The 18,584-nt window shown below is 41.5% G+C and carries 8 protein-coding genes and 1 tRNA gene; all 9 read right to left on the bottom strand.

The features are described 5' to 3' along the window. Window positions 1-160 precede the first annotated feature (160 nt). The 9 genes from Q0590_RS20035 to Q0590_RS19995 all read right to left on the bottom strand — a co-directional run bounded on the left by Q0590_RS20035 (window position 161) and on the right by Q0590_RS19995 (window position 18,583). Window positions 161-3,295, bottom strand: coding sequence for a PVC-type heme-binding CxxCH protein (locus Q0590_RS20035; protein ID WP_302039378.1), 3,135 nt, complete (start codon window positions 3,293-3,295; stop codon window positions 161-163). Window positions 3,296-3,441: 146 nt separating this feature from the next. Further along, window positions 3,442-5,238 (bottom strand): RagB/SusD family nutrient uptake outer membrane protein, encoded by a 1,797-nt coding sequence (locus tag Q0590_RS20030; RefSeq protein WP_302039377.1) that lies wholly within the window; start codon window positions 5,236-5,238, stop codon window positions 3,442-3,444. A gap of 11 nt (window positions 5,239-5,249) precedes the next feature. Continuing rightward, the gene (locus Q0590_RS20025; protein WP_302039376.1) at window positions 5,250-8,762 is read right to left on the bottom strand and encodes a SusC/RagA family TonB-linked outer membrane protein; all 3,513 of its coding nucleotides are present in this window, start codon (window positions 8,760-8,762) and stop codon (window positions 5,250-5,252) included. A 103-nt stretch (window positions 8,763-8,865) separates the two neighbouring features. Then, complete coding sequence (locus Q0590_RS20020; protein WP_302039375.1) at window positions 8,866-9,897, bottom strand: FecR family protein; 1,032 nt, start codon at window positions 9,895-9,897, stop codon at window positions 8,866-8,868. Window positions 9,898-10,148: 251 nt separating this feature from the next. Continuing rightward, on the bottom strand, window positions 10,149-10,736 hold the full coding sequence (locus Q0590_RS20015) for an RNA polymerase sigma factor (protein ID WP_302039374.1): 588 nt from the start codon (window positions 10,734-10,736) through the stop codon (window positions 10,149-10,151). Between the two features lie 352 nt (window positions 10,737-11,088). After that, window positions 11,089-12,426 carry a TldD/PmbA family protein gene (locus Q0590_RS20010; RefSeq protein ID WP_302039373.1) on the bottom strand — a complete coding sequence of 446 codons (1,338 nt, stop codon included), beginning with the start codon at window positions 12,424-12,426 and terminating at the stop codon, window positions 11,089-11,091. 193 nt (window positions 12,427-12,619) lie between these two features. Next, window positions 12,620-14,173 (bottom strand): SusD/RagB family nutrient-binding outer membrane lipoprotein, encoded by a 1,554-nt coding sequence (locus Q0590_RS20005; RefSeq protein ID WP_302039372.1) that lies wholly within the window; start codon window positions 14,171-14,173, stop codon window positions 12,620-12,622. 44 nt (window positions 14,174-14,217) lie between these two features. Beyond that, entirely contained in the window at window positions 14,218-17,292 is a 3,075-nt protein-coding gene (locus Q0590_RS20000; RefSeq protein ID WP_302039371.1) for a SusC/RagA family TonB-linked outer membrane protein, read from the bottom strand. A gap of 1,220 nt (window positions 17,293-18,512) precedes the next feature. Continuing rightward, window positions 18,513-18,583 (bottom strand) — tRNA-Cys (locus Q0590_RS19995). Between the last annotated feature and the right edge of the window lies 1 nt (window position 18,584).

Genomic DNA, 18,584 nt, shown 5'->3' with positions numbered 1-18,584 from the left:
GGTCTTATCAAAAAATAATTTTCAAAAAGGCTCTATTTGAGGATGAATGGTTTAGAGGACGTATGAAGGGCAGCAGTTTTTCAATTTGTTTTGAGGTTAAAATACAAAGGGCCTGGAGGTAATTACCTCCAGGCCCTTTGTATTTTAGTTGTGCTAAAATTTAGCTCGTCTTTTTTAATGACATTAAATACTCAACCAGATCAGCCAGTTCTTGCGTACTCATGGTATTTTCCAGGCCAGAAGGCATCATGGAGTTGTCCATCTGCTTCATGGAGGCTACATCTTTAGTTTTCAGTTTCATCGTAGTACCACCTGGTTGTTTTAGATCAATATCGGTTTCCGTACGGCTGGCAATAATACCTGCATTAGTGCTGCCATCTTTCATTTTAATAATATAACCTTCATAGCCAAAACTAATGCCGGCATCCGGATGAAGAATAGAAATGTATTGAGCTTCTTTTGGGAGCTTGCTTCCAATTTCAGAGAGTTTAGGGCCAAAATCCATCCCTTGACCATTTACTTGATGGCAGGTAGAACAGGTGCGGCTAAACACCACCTGGCCATTTTTAGCATCGCCTTTGACTTTTAACAGTTCGTTCAGGCTTGGTGTGGTTTTTCCGCTAGCCGCTGCAGCAGTATTGCCCAGGTACCCGGCTGCCTCTGTGCGTACACTTTTGCGCCAGGCATTGCTTACCCCACTCACCGCTGCTGCTTTTAGTTCATCGGGCAGCTTGTTGGTTTTTAATAACTCTAACGTCCGGTCTTCGCCATTATAGCTGCCGCCGATCGCCTGGGCAGCTTCCCGGCGCATATTCAGTGAATACGAATTATTCAGTGCTACCTCTTCCAGCAGTTGGATAGATTCTTCGCTGCCTACGCCCCGAAGTGCGGTCAGCACACCTATCGCTTCTTTTTCGTCTTTACCATTAATTGTGGCTTTTATCAACTCTTTTCCGCCTTGTTTCATCAGAGTAGTGGCTGCACTTCTTCCTACATTACTATTACTTTCGGCTAACGCTAGTTTCAATAATCTCGGATTTTCTTCTTTCAGTTCATACCGTGTCACCATCTCTACAAATTCCTGGGTTCCGGCTACCGCATCCAAGGATGCCTGCAAGGCACTCATGGCTACAGGTGAGTTACGGATATGTTTGGGATCAAGATGGCTAAGGACTAGCTGGCTAATCTGCGCCTGATCGGGGCTGTTGCCTTCCAGCATTTTAATCAATGCAGCGGACTTGGCCGCTCCATCGGGGTTGAAGTCAAAGGCCCGGAAATAGCGGAGGCGGTTATCTAATGCCGTGGATGGGTCGGAAGCAAGTTGTGCTAGTAAAGGAATCGCTTGTCCGGTACGTGCCCGCCAGATAATATCGCGGTTGGCTGGTTTGTCTAATGGATTGTTGCCGGCTTGTTTGAGCCAGGCCGGATAGAAACTATCCCATTGCTTGTCGGCCCCAATGCCCAATGCTTCCAGATACCAGCGGTCTTTGCCATCGTACTGGCTGGCTAACGTAGCCCATAATTGGGCGGCCTCCGGAGATTTGGTGGTGCGCAGAGCTATAACTGCTTCTCGGCGTACCTGCGCATCAGTGTCATTGGCAAGCTGTTTTATATAGGGAACAATATCCATCTTCATTTCTCTGGCAGCCCGCAAACCGGTAATACGCAGGTCAGCATTGGCATCTTTCAATGCCATGTCAATATACTTTTTGCCTTTGCCTTCTATCTTGCTTAGCAGCCACAGGGAGCGGGCTTTCATTCTTGGATTTTCGGCATTCTTATAGAGCTTTGCCAGTTTTTTTTCAGCTTTAGCTCCCATGCCGTTCAGTGCTTGCCATGCCTGATACCGGACAGAAAGATTGGGGTTTTGCAAGGCTTCAATAGCTCCATCAACAGAAGTTAGATCTAGTTTAGGCATGGTATAAGCTGTTTTAGGCGGAGCTACTCTATAAATACGTCCGCGGTTTAAATCGCCAGCCTGGTGGCCTCCGACACCTGGGTCGTACCAGTCAGAAATAATCAGCGAGCCATCCGGGGCTACGCATACATCTGAGGGGCGGAACCACTGGTCGCGTACCCCTTCTAAAATATTCACTATAGAGGCTTTATAACCTGCCCCCTCTTTGGTTACCGGATAGGAACGTACCACATTGGGGCCTGCATCCGTATGGATCATTTGATCCCAGAAGGTTTTGGGCAATAATCGGCCTTCATACACCACCATGCCAGTAGGGGAGCCTGCACCGGTTTGAAGCAGATTAGGTACTACGCCTGGGTCATTGAGGTGCCAGTGCTGCAAGGGGATTTCTTTTTCCATATTGGTACGTTTGGCCCGCCATCCGGCTCCGGTTATTTCATCCGTATAGCCATAGTTGCCATGTTCCATTACATAATTAATCCGTACACCTTTATTGCCATCATCATCGTTATCCGACTGCCACATAGTGCCGTAGGAATCTACGGCTACCTCGTAATTATTGCGGAAGTTATGCCCTAGTACTTCCAGGTCAGTAAAGTCGGGATTGCTGCGGAACACCATTCCCTGCTTATAGTTCTTGGGTGAAATCTCATTGCCATCTATATCTTTTATCACATTGCCCTGAGCATCTTTTAGTTGCTCGCCAGAGTTACCAAAGTTAAAATACAGTTTACCATCCGGGCCGAATGTAAAGGCGTGCATGCCGTGGTCATGTTGTTCACCCTCAATTCCCTGGAAGATGACTTCTTTCTTATCGGCTTTATCGTCGCCATCCGTATCAGTAAACAGCCACACATAGGGGCTTTGGGAAACAATAGCTTTATTGCCCATCACCCATATTCCTAACGGAGAAGCCAGTTCTGGCCCCTGGTAAAAAACGGTTTGTTTGTCAGCTTTGCTATCGCCATCGGTATCCTCCAAGATCAGAATCCGGTCGCCTTCCGATTTAGTGGGGTTACCGGTGATAGCCGGGCGGTAATTATAGGCTTCACATACCCACACGCGTCCCCGGTGATCTACATCAATATTGGTAGGGTTGGTGAGCATAGGTTCATGGGCAAACAACTGTGCTTCTAAGCCTTCTGCCACTTTTAATCCTTTCAGGGCATTTTCCGGAAGCCGTTTCTCTTCATCGGTAAGTTTACTGTATAAGGTATCGTATACTTGTTCCTTTTTGTTGAGGTCATAAGAAGGCTGATACGCTGTGCTAATTACCAAACTTAGCGCCACTATAGCTGGAGGTATAGCCCAGATGCTTTTGCGATAATTTGCTTCTTTCTCAGAAGTATCTTTTATAAGGTTAGGTTTTGGGATCATAAGAAATTAGTCTAATAAACAATTTAATGTAAATATAAAGATAGAAAAGTTCTATTTTATAATGGTTTTATATAAAAAGAAACTAGAAAATAAGCCTTATCTATTAATTCGACTTATTTTCTAGTATACAGCCTCTAAAACGGTAGTTAATATAAAGGATTCTGAATCAGCTTATCATTCCTGTTCAGTTCATCCAGTTTAATAGGCAGCAAATAGGCTCTTTCGTTCCAGGCTCTATCCTGCACCTCTATTACCGAGAAAGTAGGCTTTGTAGCTGTCGTATTATTGGGCAGAAGTTTATAGCGCACATCTACACCTTGTGCATTGGTATAAGCTTGTGGTGCAATTATCCAGCGTCGCACATCAAAGTACCGATGATCTTCATACGCTAGTTCTATTCTTCGTTCATTACGGTATCGGTTTACCAGATCCTGCCCGCTTTCATTGGTTTCAGGCATGCCTGCTCTTTTGCGGACCATATTAATATACTGCCGTGCTTCTGCCTCTTGCCCCAAGGCAATGCAAGCTTCTGCGTAGTTCAATAACACTTCTCCATATCGCATATAGCGCCAAGGCAGATCCTGTTTTACATACTGGGCATCAATAGCTGGGTCTAGGAATTTGCGCATATAGTAGCCGGTGTAGGTTCCGTTCCAGTCTTCAATTGGACTTTTACGGGTATCTAATCCTGGGGTAATTACGCCACCTGGTTTCTCCCAGTATCCTACCTGGATTATACCTACCGGATCGCTGGCAACAACATCTGACGGACGTTTTCTCCATTGAGCACCTTCATATAGGATGGATGCATAAAACCGGGGGTCTCTGTTCTTGTAGGGATCAGCAGCATGGGCAGGATTATTCCAGTTGAATCTGGTTCCATCTTTCATTTCATAATCATCTACCAGTTGGCCAAGGGCAATGTTGCCGCCCCAGTTATGATAACCGTTAGGTCCGTTGTACAAGCCTGGATTGTATGCATCCCAGCCTTGGTCAGTCCTTTGGAGAAAATATTGTACATAAATATCTTCAGAGGTTTCTTTTGAAAGAAAAACTTCAGCATAATTGCGGGCTGTAGAGTCGCCAGGAGCTGGGTCAGCTTTATGCAGGCTATATACACCTAAATCTATTACAGCTTTAGCTGCATCTTTGGCCGCTTGCCATCTAGCTGTTCTGTCCCCGCCTACATATGAAATGAGTTCAGGATTTGCATAGCCTGCTGCCCAGGATGGATTATTAAATAAATCGCTAGCAGCATACAGCAGTGCCCGGGACTTGAGTGTTAAGGCAGCTCCTTTGGTAGCCCTGCCTCTATTGGCTCCTTCCTGAGTAAGTGGGAGTAAAGCAGCCGCTTTATCACACTCCTGCGATATAAAGTTGATGCACGCTTCATAAGTATCGCGGGGCACAGCAAAGTCAGCCTTTAAGCTATAAGCTTCTGTAATAACTGGTACTCCCCCATATAGCGAAACCAGATTGTGGTACAAGTAAGCCCTCAGGAAATGTACTTCTCCAATCAAACGCTCTTTTAATTCCGCATCTTCAAAAGGAGCTTCTTCTATTTTCTCCATAAATAAGTTACAAGCCCGGATGTTTTTATAGCTGTTGGTCCAGTTCATCCCTTTGAACCTGCCACCGGTCCAGAAGCCTTCATCCCATACGCCGTAGTAGCTCGGCGTGATCAGACTTTTAGTGGCATTGCTGGTTTCCCAATCCCATACGGCCATAGACTCATCTACCAGAGAAGACAACATGAGGGCATGAAACCCATGCGGAATACCAGCATAAATGTTATTAACAAATGTCTGGATCAGTGCAGGATCTTTCCATACGGCTTCTTCAGCAAACTGGTCTAGGGGCTGTACATCTAAGAAATCTTTCTGGCAAGAAGTGGCATAAAGTAAACCACATACAGTTAAGAGAATATATATCGATTTTTTCATTGTGACTGGATTTAGAAAGTTACAGTTAAACCACCATTTAGTACTTTCTGCAAAGGATAACTCTGCCCACTAGCATTGTCTGTTTCAGGGTCGAAATCTTTTAGGTCGGGACTGTAGGTGAGCAGATTAAATCCGCTTATATAGAAGCGGATATTTTGCATACCTAATTTTCCGGTTAATGCAACAGGTAAGCTATAGCCTAGTTGAAGATTTTTGAGCCGGATGTAATCTGTTCTGTGCAGGAAATAAGTGTTCTGTTGATTACGCCAGTATTCTTCATCCCGGTTGAACGTTCTGGGGCCACTGGCATCCGGATTCTCTGGTGTCCATCGGTTGTCATAGTATTCTTTCAGGAAGTTTCCGATATCTCCGGATTCTGTTTGTATATATCTGACGGCACCGGCAGCACCCTGGAATAGAACAGCCAGATCAAACCCTTTAAATTGCAAGTTTAGGTTCAAGCCTCCGGTGAAGCGGGGAATATTGGTGAATGGATTACGTACCCGGTCATTGGCATCTATCTTCCCGTCATTGTTTACATCCTGAAAAATAATATCCCCAGGCTTGGCTCCATCCCAGTGCGGGCGGCTATTTACGGCTTCTTCATCTCTGAATATACCGATGGCATTGTAATATAAACTAGTATTCATAGGCTGGCCAGTAGATAATTGATAGTCGGGTGCACCTGGCGCTTCGTCCCAGAATAAGATTTTGTTTTTTGCATAGCCTCCATTTACTGATACCTGATACTGGAAGTCATTGATATTATTGTTGTACCCAATATTAAAGTCGAAACCTTGATTAGCCACTTTTCCTATGTTTTCGGGAGGAAGAGTTAAACCCGCTGATGCAGGCACTGAAGCATTGCGGGGCCATAAGATCTGTGAACGTTTGTTATAAAAATAGTCTGCTTCTATGAAGAATTTGCTATTAAACAATTGTGTTTCAAAACCAATATTAGATTGTGAGGCTACTTCCCAGGTAATATTAGGATTTGGTATACGGGCTTCACGTAAACGTTTGTTCTCCTGGTCTATACCAAATACATACGTCTGATTGCTAGGATCAAATCCATATGAAGCAATGTATTGCCAGTCATAGGGTACACCGTTTATTTCTATGCGATCGTTACCTGTCTGGCCCCAGGACCCACGTATTTTAAAGTTATTGATAAAGGCAATGTTGTTTTTCCAGAAACTCTCCTCTGAAATCCGCCAGCCAGCAGACACGCCTGGGAAGAAACCAAAGCGTTTGTCTTTTGGAAATTGAAATGAACCGTCATACCGCCAGACAAACTCAACGAGGTATTTTTCCAGATAATTATAATTAGCCCGTCCAAAGTAGTTCAGACGTCTGTTTAAGTATGCTGTACCTCCATTGTTCCTTTCTGCATCACCTCCGGCAAACATCTGATCAACAGTTGTAGAAATAAAAAACCTCCGGTAGGCACTAAACAGATCTCTGTTGCCAGATCTTCTTTCACTACCAACCATTAATTTTATATTATGGACTTCTGCTACGGATGTTTCATAGTTGAGCATGGCATTGAGCAGGATGCTCTGATTAAACTCTGTTTCTTGCGTCAGGCGTGGATCATCGAAGCCTTTTTTACCTTTGATTAACACAGGCTGTCCATTAGCATCATAAGACTGTCCATCCCAGGAGTACAGGAACCAGGGAGTTTCAAACCGTTTGCGGTGACGGAAACCTTTATCTATCCCTGCATTGCTGGTAAGAGATAAGCCTTTTACCCAGGGCACAATTATATTCAGCTTTACATTGCTATTTAAGACGTACCAGGTGTCTTTGTCGTATCCAGTGGCATCGGTACTAACTACTACCGGATTATCTCCATATTCAATATCTGGACCGGGGGTTCCATCAGGCCAGTAAGCTGTCATATTGGGTTTACCCCGCATGACCATCCGAAATATACTTCCTGCTGAACGGGTAGGGAAGTTCCGGTTTTCTTGTCGTCCGGCTATATCTACACCTATATTTACATAATTGCTGATCTTGCCATCCAGATTGCTTCTGAAATCATATTGCGAATATTTGGCAGCACTGTTTTTGTAATAACCATCCTGCGTTTTGGCTCCGGCAAGAAGAAAATATTTTAAATTTTCACCCCCACCAGAGATTTGTATATTTCCATAGTTCTGTCCCGACCAAGGTTTTAATACCTCACTAAACCAATCTGTATTCGGGTAGCGCCAGGGGTCTGATCCGTCTGCATATTTTTGTAAGTCTTCTGCGGAATATCTGGGCGTGCGGTTTCGATAAGCATCAATCTCATTCAACATTGTAGCGTATTCTACCGCATCGGCCATTCTGGGAATACGCGTAGGGCGGCCATATCCCTGGTTTAGGTTTAAAGTTATTTCGGGCTTACCTGTCCGGCCTCTTTTGGTTGTAATTAAAATTACGCCATTGGCTGCCTGGGCTCCGTAAATGGCGGCTGATGCATCTTTCAGTACCGTGATACTTTCTATGCTATTGGGATCAATTCTGTCCAGCGAACGTCCGGGTATGCCATCTACTACAATTAAGGCATCATTATTTCCTAAACTATTTACTCCCCTAATGCGGATGGTAGAACCATCGTATCCTGGCTCTCCGCTCCGGGTTACGGCTACTACGCCAGACATACGCCCAGCTAGCGTATTACTAACATTGGTGGTAGGTGTTTGAATTATTTCAGTTCCTTTTACCGAAGCCACTGATCCAGTAAGGGTTGCTTTCCGTTGCTCTCCGTATCCGACCACTACTACTTCAGATAAGGACTGTATATCGGCAACCAAAGCTACATTGATGGTAGAATGGTTATTGATCGGTACCTCTTCTGTTGTATAACCAATATAGGAGAAAACAAGTGTGCCATTTCCATCCGGTGCATTCAGCGAGTAGTTTCCATTCGCATCTGTAGTGGTTCCAACAGCTGAACCTTTCACCAGTACGTTTACACCAGGTAAGCCCTGGTTATCTTCCTGTGAAGTTACTTTACCGGTAATGGTAATAGCTTTATTGGTTATAGTTAAGCTTCCGGTTTCTATGCGCTGAAGGATAGTGGCTGTAGCAGAAGCCGTATTGGTAGAAGTCAGCTCTTCTTTATTATCTGCCAGATAATAGGTTAGCTTTTTGTTTTCGAGCGCCGGAATAAAAGCTTCGTCTTGGTTCTGCTTACTGACAATAACATACACATGCTTGTCCTTTTTGAAAGCCAGATTAAAAGGTTCCAGTAGACGCTGGAGGGATTCATCCAGTGAGCCTTGTATGCGGAAACCTTTCACGGTTTTGTCTTCTACAAGTTTGCTCTCATAAATAATAGATACATTGTAGGTAGATTTGAGATCTAATAAGGCTTTTTTCAGCGTCATATTTTCTCCTTTTCCATCCTGCTGCTTACCTCCCGGTTGTGTAACTGGTAAACCGTAGAGAGCAGATGATGCCAGTGTCTGGGCATGCATGCACACAGGGGAAGATAATAGTACAAGCAATCCATAGTAGAGGTGCGACTTCTTCATAACTGTTGGTTTAGATTAGGTAAATAAATTTTAAACAAAGCTTCCGCTGGGGCAGACATTTGTAGATGCCTGCCTCAAGTACTAATTGAATGAAAAAGATTAGCTACTTAATTGATTTATTTCTAAAAATGATTTGGTTATTTTCTTGTACGATGCGATAATTTAAAGCTTCAGATAACGCAAATAACAGGCTCTCTAAATTTTCACTTGGTACAGATCCTGTTATAGTCCTTTTTAATACACTTCTGTCTTTCAGCACTACAGACAGGCCATAGTTCTCTTCCAATAGAGTAATGATCTCACTTACGGGTGTCTCAGAAAAAATAAATTCATTTTTTGTCCAGGCAGAAAAAAGCTCAGGGTTTACTACTTTTTTAGTATATCCTTTTATTTGTTCTCTTACTTCTACCAGTTCACCAGGCTTCATTACTACTTGCTCTTCCAGATTTTCTTGTTGTATATTAAGTTTTACTTGTCCCTCTTTCAGCACCACACGTGTATTGTTTTTCCGCTGATATACATTAAACTGCGTGCCCAGCACTTCTACCTGAAAGTTATCCGTGGTGTGTACTACAAATTTCTGATGTGTTTTGGTATGGATTACTGAAAAAAATGCCTCTCCCTCTACCCATACTTCCCTGATGGATGTGTTTGTCCAGTTGGGGGCATAACTTACTTTTGAATTTGCATTGAGTATTATAGTAGAGCCATCAGGAAGTGTTATGTTTTGTGTTTCCCCATACTTGGTAGTGTATTCAATATGCTTTTGGAGGTTAAATATATAATACAGTACAAGTGCTGTAAGCAACATACCTGCAAAAACAGCTGCTACTTTATACCAGTTATTTAATGAGTAATAGAGAATAATTTTGCTCTTTTGCTGCTGATCATACAAAGTATTTGCTTGGTTTATTCTTTCCCATACTTCGTCGTACACTTCTTCAGTAGGAGTATGTTCCGTAAAATGCAACTCCAATAAGGCTTGCCGGGCTTCTTCTATAGTATCTCTTTTGTGAGGATTAGCTGTCAGCCAATTTTCCCAAAACAGGCTGGCTTCCGGGGTCGGATGCTTTACCCAACGCTGGAAGGATTCATCCAGAATAAAATCTTCTGCCGTATAATAAGTATACTTCATGTAGGGAGCTGATTACTAGTTGAAATATAAATCAAATAGCAATAATCGATAGTCAGGTGCTTTTAATAAGTATAACAGGCAGTTGTTAAATTTTACCCCTATTTTTTTAAATTATTTTTACTAACATTTTAATGCTAAGGCTCTTTTGAGGGCGGTTAAATAAAGTAGTAGTGTATGCTAATACTCTAATAAAAAAATGATATATATGCCTAGAGCTTATGTTAGTAAAGCTTCCAAAGAAAAAAGGAATATCAGATTAATAGAAGCAAGCTTAATAGAAAATATGTTTTTTTAACGCTTTCTCTTAAAGTATTGATGGCTTTTGCTACCAGTTTATAAAGAGATTTTGTACTGATGGTCATAATAGATGCTACTTCTTCATAGCTATTGCTTTCATAAAATTTGAGAAAAATAGCTTCTTTTTGTCTGCTGGAAAGTGCTTGGATAGCTCTGGCTAATTCCTCCTTACGTTCGGCTTCAGCCTGGTGATTAATTAATAAAGATTCATAAGGTAAGGAGATTTCAAATGTATATGAATCATCTATTTCTTCGCTTAATGCATCTTTCTTCTGATGATTAATTTTATCTATTAAAATTCTCCTGAAAGAACAGAATAAATAATTTTTTACAGAGGAGGTTTCGCCAACTGTGCTTTTGTTACGCCAGAGCTTTGTAAACAAATCTTGAATGCAATCTTTTACACATTCTGTGTCTGACGTAAACTTTCGTCCATAGTTATACAGCCTTCTAAAATAGATTTTGTAAAGTAGTGCATAGGCTTCCTTATCTCCTTTCCTAAACTTATTCCATAATTCTACATCATGTAAGGGGGTATGCATCTGGTAAAATTTGTTCGTAAATTACTCTGGTATCTTTATTATCAATCCATTTGCAATAGTAGAAATAGATATGTCTATTACATTTTGATATAAATATATTGGTAATTTATATAAATTAACTGAGCACCAGAAAATTTTCCTAAAGAAATTCTTACCTGTTTTATTTCTGTTAAAAGTACAGCTCATAAAACAGGTAGCTGAGGGTAAAATGTTTATCTGCTAAGATTTAGCATCATACAAATGGAAATATTACCAACTTGCTTGAATGTTGAGTAAAACTTTTATATACAAAGCAGAATATAGCTTAGCTCTTTAGTTGAAAGCTATATTCTGCTGCCTTATGGGTATTATCTTATACAGCGTCTGAGAGGCTGGTAAAGGTAAAATCCCGGATTTTCATCGGAGGAACCAGGTAATTGATGTCTGATTCCGTGCTTACTACCCGTTCCGGCTTGCCTAATGCTTCCAGGTTATTGAGCATAATAATTGGACTTTCATTGAACCGGAAATTTTTCACAGGAAACTTAATCTGCCCATTTTCAATATAAAATGTTCCATCGCGGGTAAGTCCGGTTAGTAACAATGTTTGTGGGTCTACTTCGCGGATGTACCAAAGTTTGGTTACCAGAATACCTTTCTCTGTACCTTTGATTATATCTTCCAAAGAAGCATCGCCTCCGGCCATGATTACATTGTTAGGCTGGGGAACCGCTTTTACACCTTTCTGTGCCGCCCAGAAACGCGAATAATATAAGTTTTTTACTATGCCCTTCTCAATCCAATTGATTTTCTCTTGTGCACGGCCATCGCCAGCCCAAGGGGAGGCGGGCAAATCCGGATGGGTTGGGTCAGAATAAATAGTTACCCGTTCGTCTACAATTTTTTCATTTAATTTAGATTTACCCCCGGTCTTGCTTAAAAATGAACGACCTTCATCGGCACTGCGGGCATCCATGTTAAAATATATATTTTCCAGTAGAACAGCCGCGGCGGTAGGCTCCAGAATTACAGTGTATTTACCAGGTTCAATGGCCTTGGCACCTACAGAGCCTGTAGATTTCTGAATAGCTGTGCGGGTAGCTGCTACGGTATCCAATTTAGTGAAATCACTATACCCACGAATAGCATAGCCAGAACCTGTACCATCTTCTGTACGAACAGTAAGTGAGAAGTTGACATGGGTGCTAGGGTAGTAGGCAAATGCACCTTTCGAATTCATCATGGCTGTGTATCCTTTGCGGTCTTCCAGGAAACCGGCAGCCGTCAGGCTCTGCTGCCGCGATAACTCCAGACTTTTGGCTACTGCTTCTGCCCGGGTGGCAGGTGTAATGCTGGCAGTAGAATCGAAAAAGCCTTTGCTAGCCAGGTATTGCTGTGGGCCAAGCATAGGTATATATTCGGGATTTTCCGGAGCCAGACGTGCAAGTTCTTCTGAGCGGCGTACTGCTTTTTCTATGGAGTCATCATCGAATTCATCTACTGTTGCTACTCCTGATTTTTTTCCGAAAGCAGACCGGACTTCTAAATTCTGGTTGATCAGCGAGCCACTGGTAGAAACGGTGTTACGGGCATAACGGATGTTGCCTCGTTCTTCTCCCAGAATATTAACTTCACATTCGTCGGCTTTGGAATACCTAAGAACTTTTTGCAACAGGGCTTTTGCTTCAGCCTCTGATAAAATTACTGCCATAAGTTTAGAAGAATAGGGATTCGATGTATAGTCAATTATAGTAAATGTAGAAAAAGATCGTGGGAAAAGCAGGGAAGCTGGCAGAAAAATGGGGTAAAGTAGCGCATCCTATAGAAAGCTTGATATGATACAATCTTATAAACAAAAAGGCCGCTGATTCAGCGGCCTTTTATATGAGTATGTAGTTTCTTTATTACTGTTTATCCCACCAGACCCGGGTTAAGAATAAATCAGGTCCTTGTTGTTGTACAGCAGCATTGTATTGTGTTGAATTTACACTGGCTTCGGATTGTGGGTAAATCAACCGGCGAGGTATAACTCCGCCTGTTTCATTGCCAGGGTAGTTCGTAGGAGTAAGAGCAGGATAACCAGTTCTGCGCCAATTAGCATAGCCTTCATACGAATTCAGGAAGGTAGCTACCCAGTACTGTGTATGAATTTGCTCCATTTGTTGTTCCATGCTGCCTCCTACAAATGGATGCGCTGTAAGATACGCCGTTGTAGCAGCAGCGTCAATAGTAACGCCAGGGTACAAGTTCATATGCTGGATGGCAGCAGTTACCCCTTTGTTGTAATGATCTACCACTGATCCGCTTTCCCATCCACGTAAAGCCGCCTCTGCTAATAAAAGCTCTACCTCTGCATAGCTTTGCAAAATAGTAGGGGCCTCTGAGCTGGCAACTGTATGTATATTAGGTTCTGAATACAGAGGGAGTGAGTCGGTAACGCCCCATGTAGGAATCAACGTGCGGATAGAAGTTGCATCATAGCCATTAGGCAATCCCTTTTGTAAGGCAGGAGCCGTACTGGTAGCTAATTTAGATTCATCTGCATTTCCTTGCCATAAAGTAGCAATTACAGGAAGTCTGGGGTCGTTGTTGTTTTTTAGAAAATCAACCAAGGTTTTGCTTAACTTACTGTTTGCTTTTCCTTTTAAATTGGCGGCATCTATCTCCTGAGTAATTAGTTGACGGCCAACCATATTGCGATTGATATCTTCCGGGCCATCTGTATGAGGTACTTTTGCCAGGTCATCGTTGCTTTGCATAACACCGCCTGCAATGGCTTTCTTTACATAGCTTTCTGCCAAAGCTGGGTCTACTTTTGTTAGGCGCATACCTAAACGTAGCATTAAGGAATAGGCAAACTTTTTCCATTTAGCTGTATCTCCATTGTAAATAAAATCAGCTGCACCAAAAGAAGCTTTTGTCGCATCTAGAGCAAGTGCCGCCTCTTCTAATTCTTGTAGCATATCCGGATAAATTTCAGACTGCTTATCATATTTTGGAGAGTATACTTGATTGATATATCCTTTGCCTGCTTCTGAATAAGGTACGTCGCCGTACAGATCTGTAATGCGGTGATAGATAAATACACGCCAGATACGGGTAATGGCATAGTGATTAATTTGCTCAGGATTATCTTGTACTTCCGCTATAATTTGCTCAATTTCTTTTACCTGGTCAGGATAAGCTCTCACATAGAAGGCTCCTGAATACTGATCATTAAACAAATATTTGTCTCCTGACCAGTAAGTAGTAGTAGAAGCAAAGTGCTGAATCATGGCTCCTGCATAGATCAAGTTGGTCCGGTGACTTTCAAAATCAGTACCCGACGTTCTCAATATATTCGTAGAAAACATACTTTCTATCACTGGCTCGGTAACGGCATTAGGGTTCGTATTCATTTCTTCAAAGCCTTTATCGCAAGACACAAAGAAAGCTGCCATGCCGGCTACGAACGCCATTTTTTTAATCTTATAGGTTATGTTATTCATTATCTTCAACAGAATTAAAATTTAATCATTAAGTTCAAGCCATAGCTGCGGGCAGTAGGTACGCCAAACATCTCTAATCCTTGGGCATTGCTGCTGTTGTAATTAGATTCCGGATCTGCGTTAGGTACATTCTTGTACAAAATCAGCAGGTTTCTGGCCACAAATGATAAGCTGGCAGACTGGAAAGGTGTATTGGCGATAAGGGATTTAGGAACAGAGTAGCCAAATACCACCTGACGCAGCTTAATAAAGCTGGCATCATACACAAATTCATCGGTAATCCGGAAAGCAATGCCGCGGTAATAGTCCTGCGCACTAACTGTAGCACTATATGGCTCGCCTTTCGTATCCACACCAGATACAGGTATACCTGCTTCGCGGCCATCCAAGGTGTTTTTGTGTAAACCGGAATTGTAGGCATAGGCATTAGTTGCTGAATACAGGTCGCCGCCAAATTTACCATCGATTAAGAAGTTCAGGTTAAAGTTTTTGTAAGTAAAAGTATTGGTAATACCCATAGCCCAAGGATGTACCCCTTGTCCTAATATTTTTAACTCACTCTGCACGGGTACGCCAGTAGCTTCATTATAGACTATATTGCCGTTTGCATCACGTTTCATTTCATAGCCTTTGATTACACCAAAAGGTTGTCCTTCATCATGATATACAAAGCCATTTTGAGTTCTGGCTTGCCCCAAATACAGTGTTTTTAACCCTGGAGCAATGCTTACTACTTCGTTTTTGTTGTAAGATACGTTGTAGCTAACGTCCCAGTTAAAGCCAGCGGTTTTTACTGGAGTACCGGTTAACAATAATTCAATACCTTTATTGCTTACTTCTCCTACGTTTAATAATACGTTGTTGTATCCGGATGATTGGGAAGTAGAAGCCAACACTGGATCATCTGTAGTAAGTCGCTTGTATAAAGCTAAGTCTACTCCTAAGCGGTTATTTAACGTCTTTAATTCAACACCTATTTCTGAAGAGGTATTCAGCAGAGGCTTTAAGTTAGGATTAGGAATAGTGCTGGTAGCAATATTCATTAAAGGCTGCCCAAGGTGGCCTTGTCCTGTTAAACTGTAAGGCAACGTTAAACCATAGGGATCTGGGTATCCGCCACCTACTTGTGCCCAGGATGCACGTACCTTACCAAAATTTAACCAGGCAGGCATACCAAATGCTTCTGAAAATACAAAGCTCACCCCAGCAGATGGATAGAATATGCTGTTGTCATTTAAAGAGAGGGTAGAGAACCAATCTTGGCGGCCAGTAAGGTTCAGGTATAACCAGCCTCTATACCCAATATCTGCGGAAGCAAATACTGAGTTAATCGCATTCTCTCTAAACTCATTGCTAAAGCTTCTGTTTTTTAGGTTACTTAAGAAGTAACTGAATGGCACAGAAAATTCATTCCCACTAGCATTCAATCTTTGTGATTGGCGCTTCATCATATTCCCGCCTGCAATTACATTTATAGAAAAATCACTTACGTCCTTTGTAAAGCCAACAATCACTTCAGCGTTGTTCTCGAAGAATTTCTGCTGGAAAGTATTCATGCCGCCAACGGTCCGGTAAGCAATACCAGTGGGCTCAATATCTGTTCCATCTAACGTAAAGTAGTCTGTTCCTAATCTACCCCGGACATACAAGAAGTCAGTGATGTTGTAGCGTAAGCTGAACGAACCTAATAATCTGCGGCGGTCATCTTCATTGGTTACTTTATTAACCGCAAAATAAGGGTTGGTTGCATACACATTGGAGTTAAAGAGTTCTTCGTAGCCTCTTTCATCATAGCCTGGATTTAAGCTACGAATGTCGATATTGGTAGCCAGTAACTGGGCACTGTAATTTGGATTCTTTGGGCTATCTGATAAGAATGTCCGGTTTTTACCCTTTTCTATATTGTATTGAACATTACTTTCAAATATGACTTTTTTTGAAAGATTGGCATTGGCACTCAGGTTGAATGTTTTCCGGTTAAAGGAAGAATTCGGAATCATACTCTGGTTCTCCAAGTTAGAAGCAGAAAAACGGAAATTAGCCACTTCATTGCCACCGGCTACGGCTACTGTATTTGTAAAGCTGCTACCATTGTCATAAAAGTTTTTTAAGTTATTTTTTTGTGCAGAATAAGGTCTGGCTACTCCATCAAACTGTGTTACAGGTGAGCCATCTAAACGGTCGCCCCATGAAAGTAATCCATAAGAAATAGCTTCTTCCTGGCTGATAGGCTTGGCTCCTCTGGTACCAGAACCATATTCGTACTGCCAATCAAAGAGATTAATAGGCCTTTCCATGGTATAGGTAGAATTGAACTCTACACCTATCCCTTGCTGCCCTTTCCCAGATTTGGTTGTGATCAGAATTACCCCACTTGCTGCACGAGAGCCATACAGCGCAGCAGCTGTACCGCCTTTTAATACAGATATACTCTCAATATCATCAGGGTTTAAACTGTTCAAGCCATCTCCCCGGTCAAAACCACCCCACTCACCAGCCTGACCTTGATTGGAGTTGTCAATCGGAATACCGTTAATTACGTATAATGGCTGGTTGGTACCACTCAGGGAAGTATTACCCCGGATAACAATCCGGCTGGAACCACCTGGACCAGTAGCAGAAGGAGAGGCATTTACTCCGGCAATTCTTCCACTTAAGGCATTACCCAGGTTAGTTTCTCTGGCTTGCGTAAAGTTTGCACCTTTTACTTCTGTAACTGCATAACCCAAGGTTTTGGTTTCTCTCTCAATACCCAGCGCCGTTACTACTACTTCATTCAAACTTTTAATGTCAGAAACCAGCGTAAGATTAATAGTTGTCTGGTTATTAACCGCTATTTCTTCAGTAATGAAGCCTATGGCTGAAAAAACCAGTGTACTGTTGCCATCTGGTATCTGAAGAGAATAATTTCCTTCTACATCTGTAGCCGTTCCTACGGTGGAGCCTTTTACGAGCACGTTTACACCTGGCAAAGGTTGTTGTGAATCATCTAACACTTTACCTTTTACTGTTTGCTGTGCCCAGGCTATCTGAAAACAACAGAGCAGGAGCAGGGTAAATAAAGTGTATTTAAAACTGCATTTATTCATGATTGGTTGGGTTACTGTTTATGGGTTAATGTTAAAAAAGAATGAGGTTAAACAAGTTAGTTGCGTTGTGGGGGGGTGCTTCATACAATAAAAGGGATTAAGGTTATAGAACTAGGTAAATTATTAAGGGAACTCTGTTAACTAAAATGAATTTCAAGTCTTCTACTTTTCTACTGTACATAAAGTAAAGGGGCATTTTTGAATAAGTATTCCAAAATATAGAATGGCAAACTCCCTATTTTACCCCAAATGCTACAAAAGTATTGCTGGTTGAGAAATATCAACTAAGTAGAAAAATATAATTCTTCTGTAATGTACTAAGCAGCAAATTTGTAATTTTTTATATATTATCAAAAGACATCTTTTAAAATAATTAAAGGAGATTTGAAATAAAATTTAAATATTGGAAGGATAATCAGAATTTCAAAATAGAGACGCAGATCTTTTACTATTTTAATAATAAAAATTATGGGATATGCAAGATTTGGGAAATATTATATGGTATGTTATTCTGCTATTAAAGGATTCTTAGAAATGGAATTATAAATTTTCGGTCAAAATACACTCATAAGATACATTTACTCAAACCGAATTGATATTTTCTTCTATGTATATATAGTAAGGATTTGGCTACAGATTCATAATCTGTTTCTAATCTATTTGTTTAAATATATAATTATTTAGTGATTATCTGTTAATATATCAACAACAATAATAATAAATTGGATTAGAAAGATTCCATTAATGAATTGTATAATATAAGTCATAAGATATATAAATATTTTAATAGATATTTATATAAGGTGTTAATCTTGCTTTGAAAAATCATATAGTTGATGCTTTTAGATAGTTGTGGATAGTAATCTAAACTCATGTCTTGATGTTGAATACTGACAGCTTTAGGTTCCAAACCTTAGTGTAAAGCATGCCTCAAAAAGTGATAAGAGTCAGAGGGATGGATGTGTGGAAGAAATAATTTCTTTTCTACAGAGGGCTGGTAAAAGCTCAAATATTATAGGTCTGCTGGCTGACTTCTTTTGGTAGCGTAAGGTATTTGCTAGTGCCTGTTACAAAGTTTACAGGGCAACCGTATTTGTTAACTTCATCAAATGGCTGATGTTCTAAACTTCGTGGCTGTCTCTATATATAATGAATGAAGGGAGAATCAAAAGAAAAAACCTTGAAAATAAAATTTTCAAGGTTCGTATTATAGTTAATTGAGGTCCCGAGCGGATTCGAACCGCTGTACGAGCTTTTGCAGAGCTCTGCCTAGCCACTCGGCCACAGGACCA

The organism is Rhodocytophaga aerolata (genome assembly GCF_030503435.1).
In the GTDB taxonomy this organism is placed as follows: domain Bacteria; phylum Bacteroidota; class Bacteroidia; order Cytophagales; family 172606-1; genus Rhodocytophaga; species Rhodocytophaga aerolata.
This window is presented reverse-complemented; position numbering and strand designations above follow the sequence as displayed.

Bases quoted from the DNA above. Each gene is read 5' to 3' on its own strand.
- Q0590_RS20035 (WP_302039378.1), bottom strand. From the start codon at position 3,295: ATGATCCCAAAACCTAACCTTATAAAAGATACTTCTGAGAAAGAAGCA.
- Q0590_RS20030 (WP_302039377.1), bottom strand. From the start codon at position 5,238: ATGAAAAAATCGATATATATTCTCTTAACTGTATGTGGTTTACTTTAT.
- Q0590_RS20025 (WP_302039376.1), bottom strand. From the start codon at position 8,762: ATGAAGAAGTCGCACCTCTACTATGGATTGCTTGTACTATTATCTTCC.
- Q0590_RS20020 (WP_302039375.1), bottom strand. From the start codon at position 9,897: ATGAAGTATACTTATTATACGGCAGAAGATTTTATTCTGGATGAATCC.
- Q0590_RS20015 (WP_302039374.1), bottom strand. From the start codon at position 10,736: ATGCATACCCCCTTACATGATGTAGAATTATGGAATAAGTTTAGGAAA.
- Q0590_RS20010 (WP_302039373.1), bottom strand. From the start codon at position 12,426: ATGGCAGTAATTTTATCAGAGGCTGAAGCAAAAGCCCTGTTGCAAAAA.
- Q0590_RS20005 (WP_302039372.1), bottom strand. From the start codon at position 14,173: ATGGCGTTCGTAGCCGGCATGGCAGCTTTCTTTGTGTCTTGCGATAAA.
- Q0590_RS20000 (WP_302039371.1), bottom strand. From the start codon at position 17,292: ATGAATAAATGCAGTTTTAAATACACTTTATTTACCCTGCTCCTGCTC.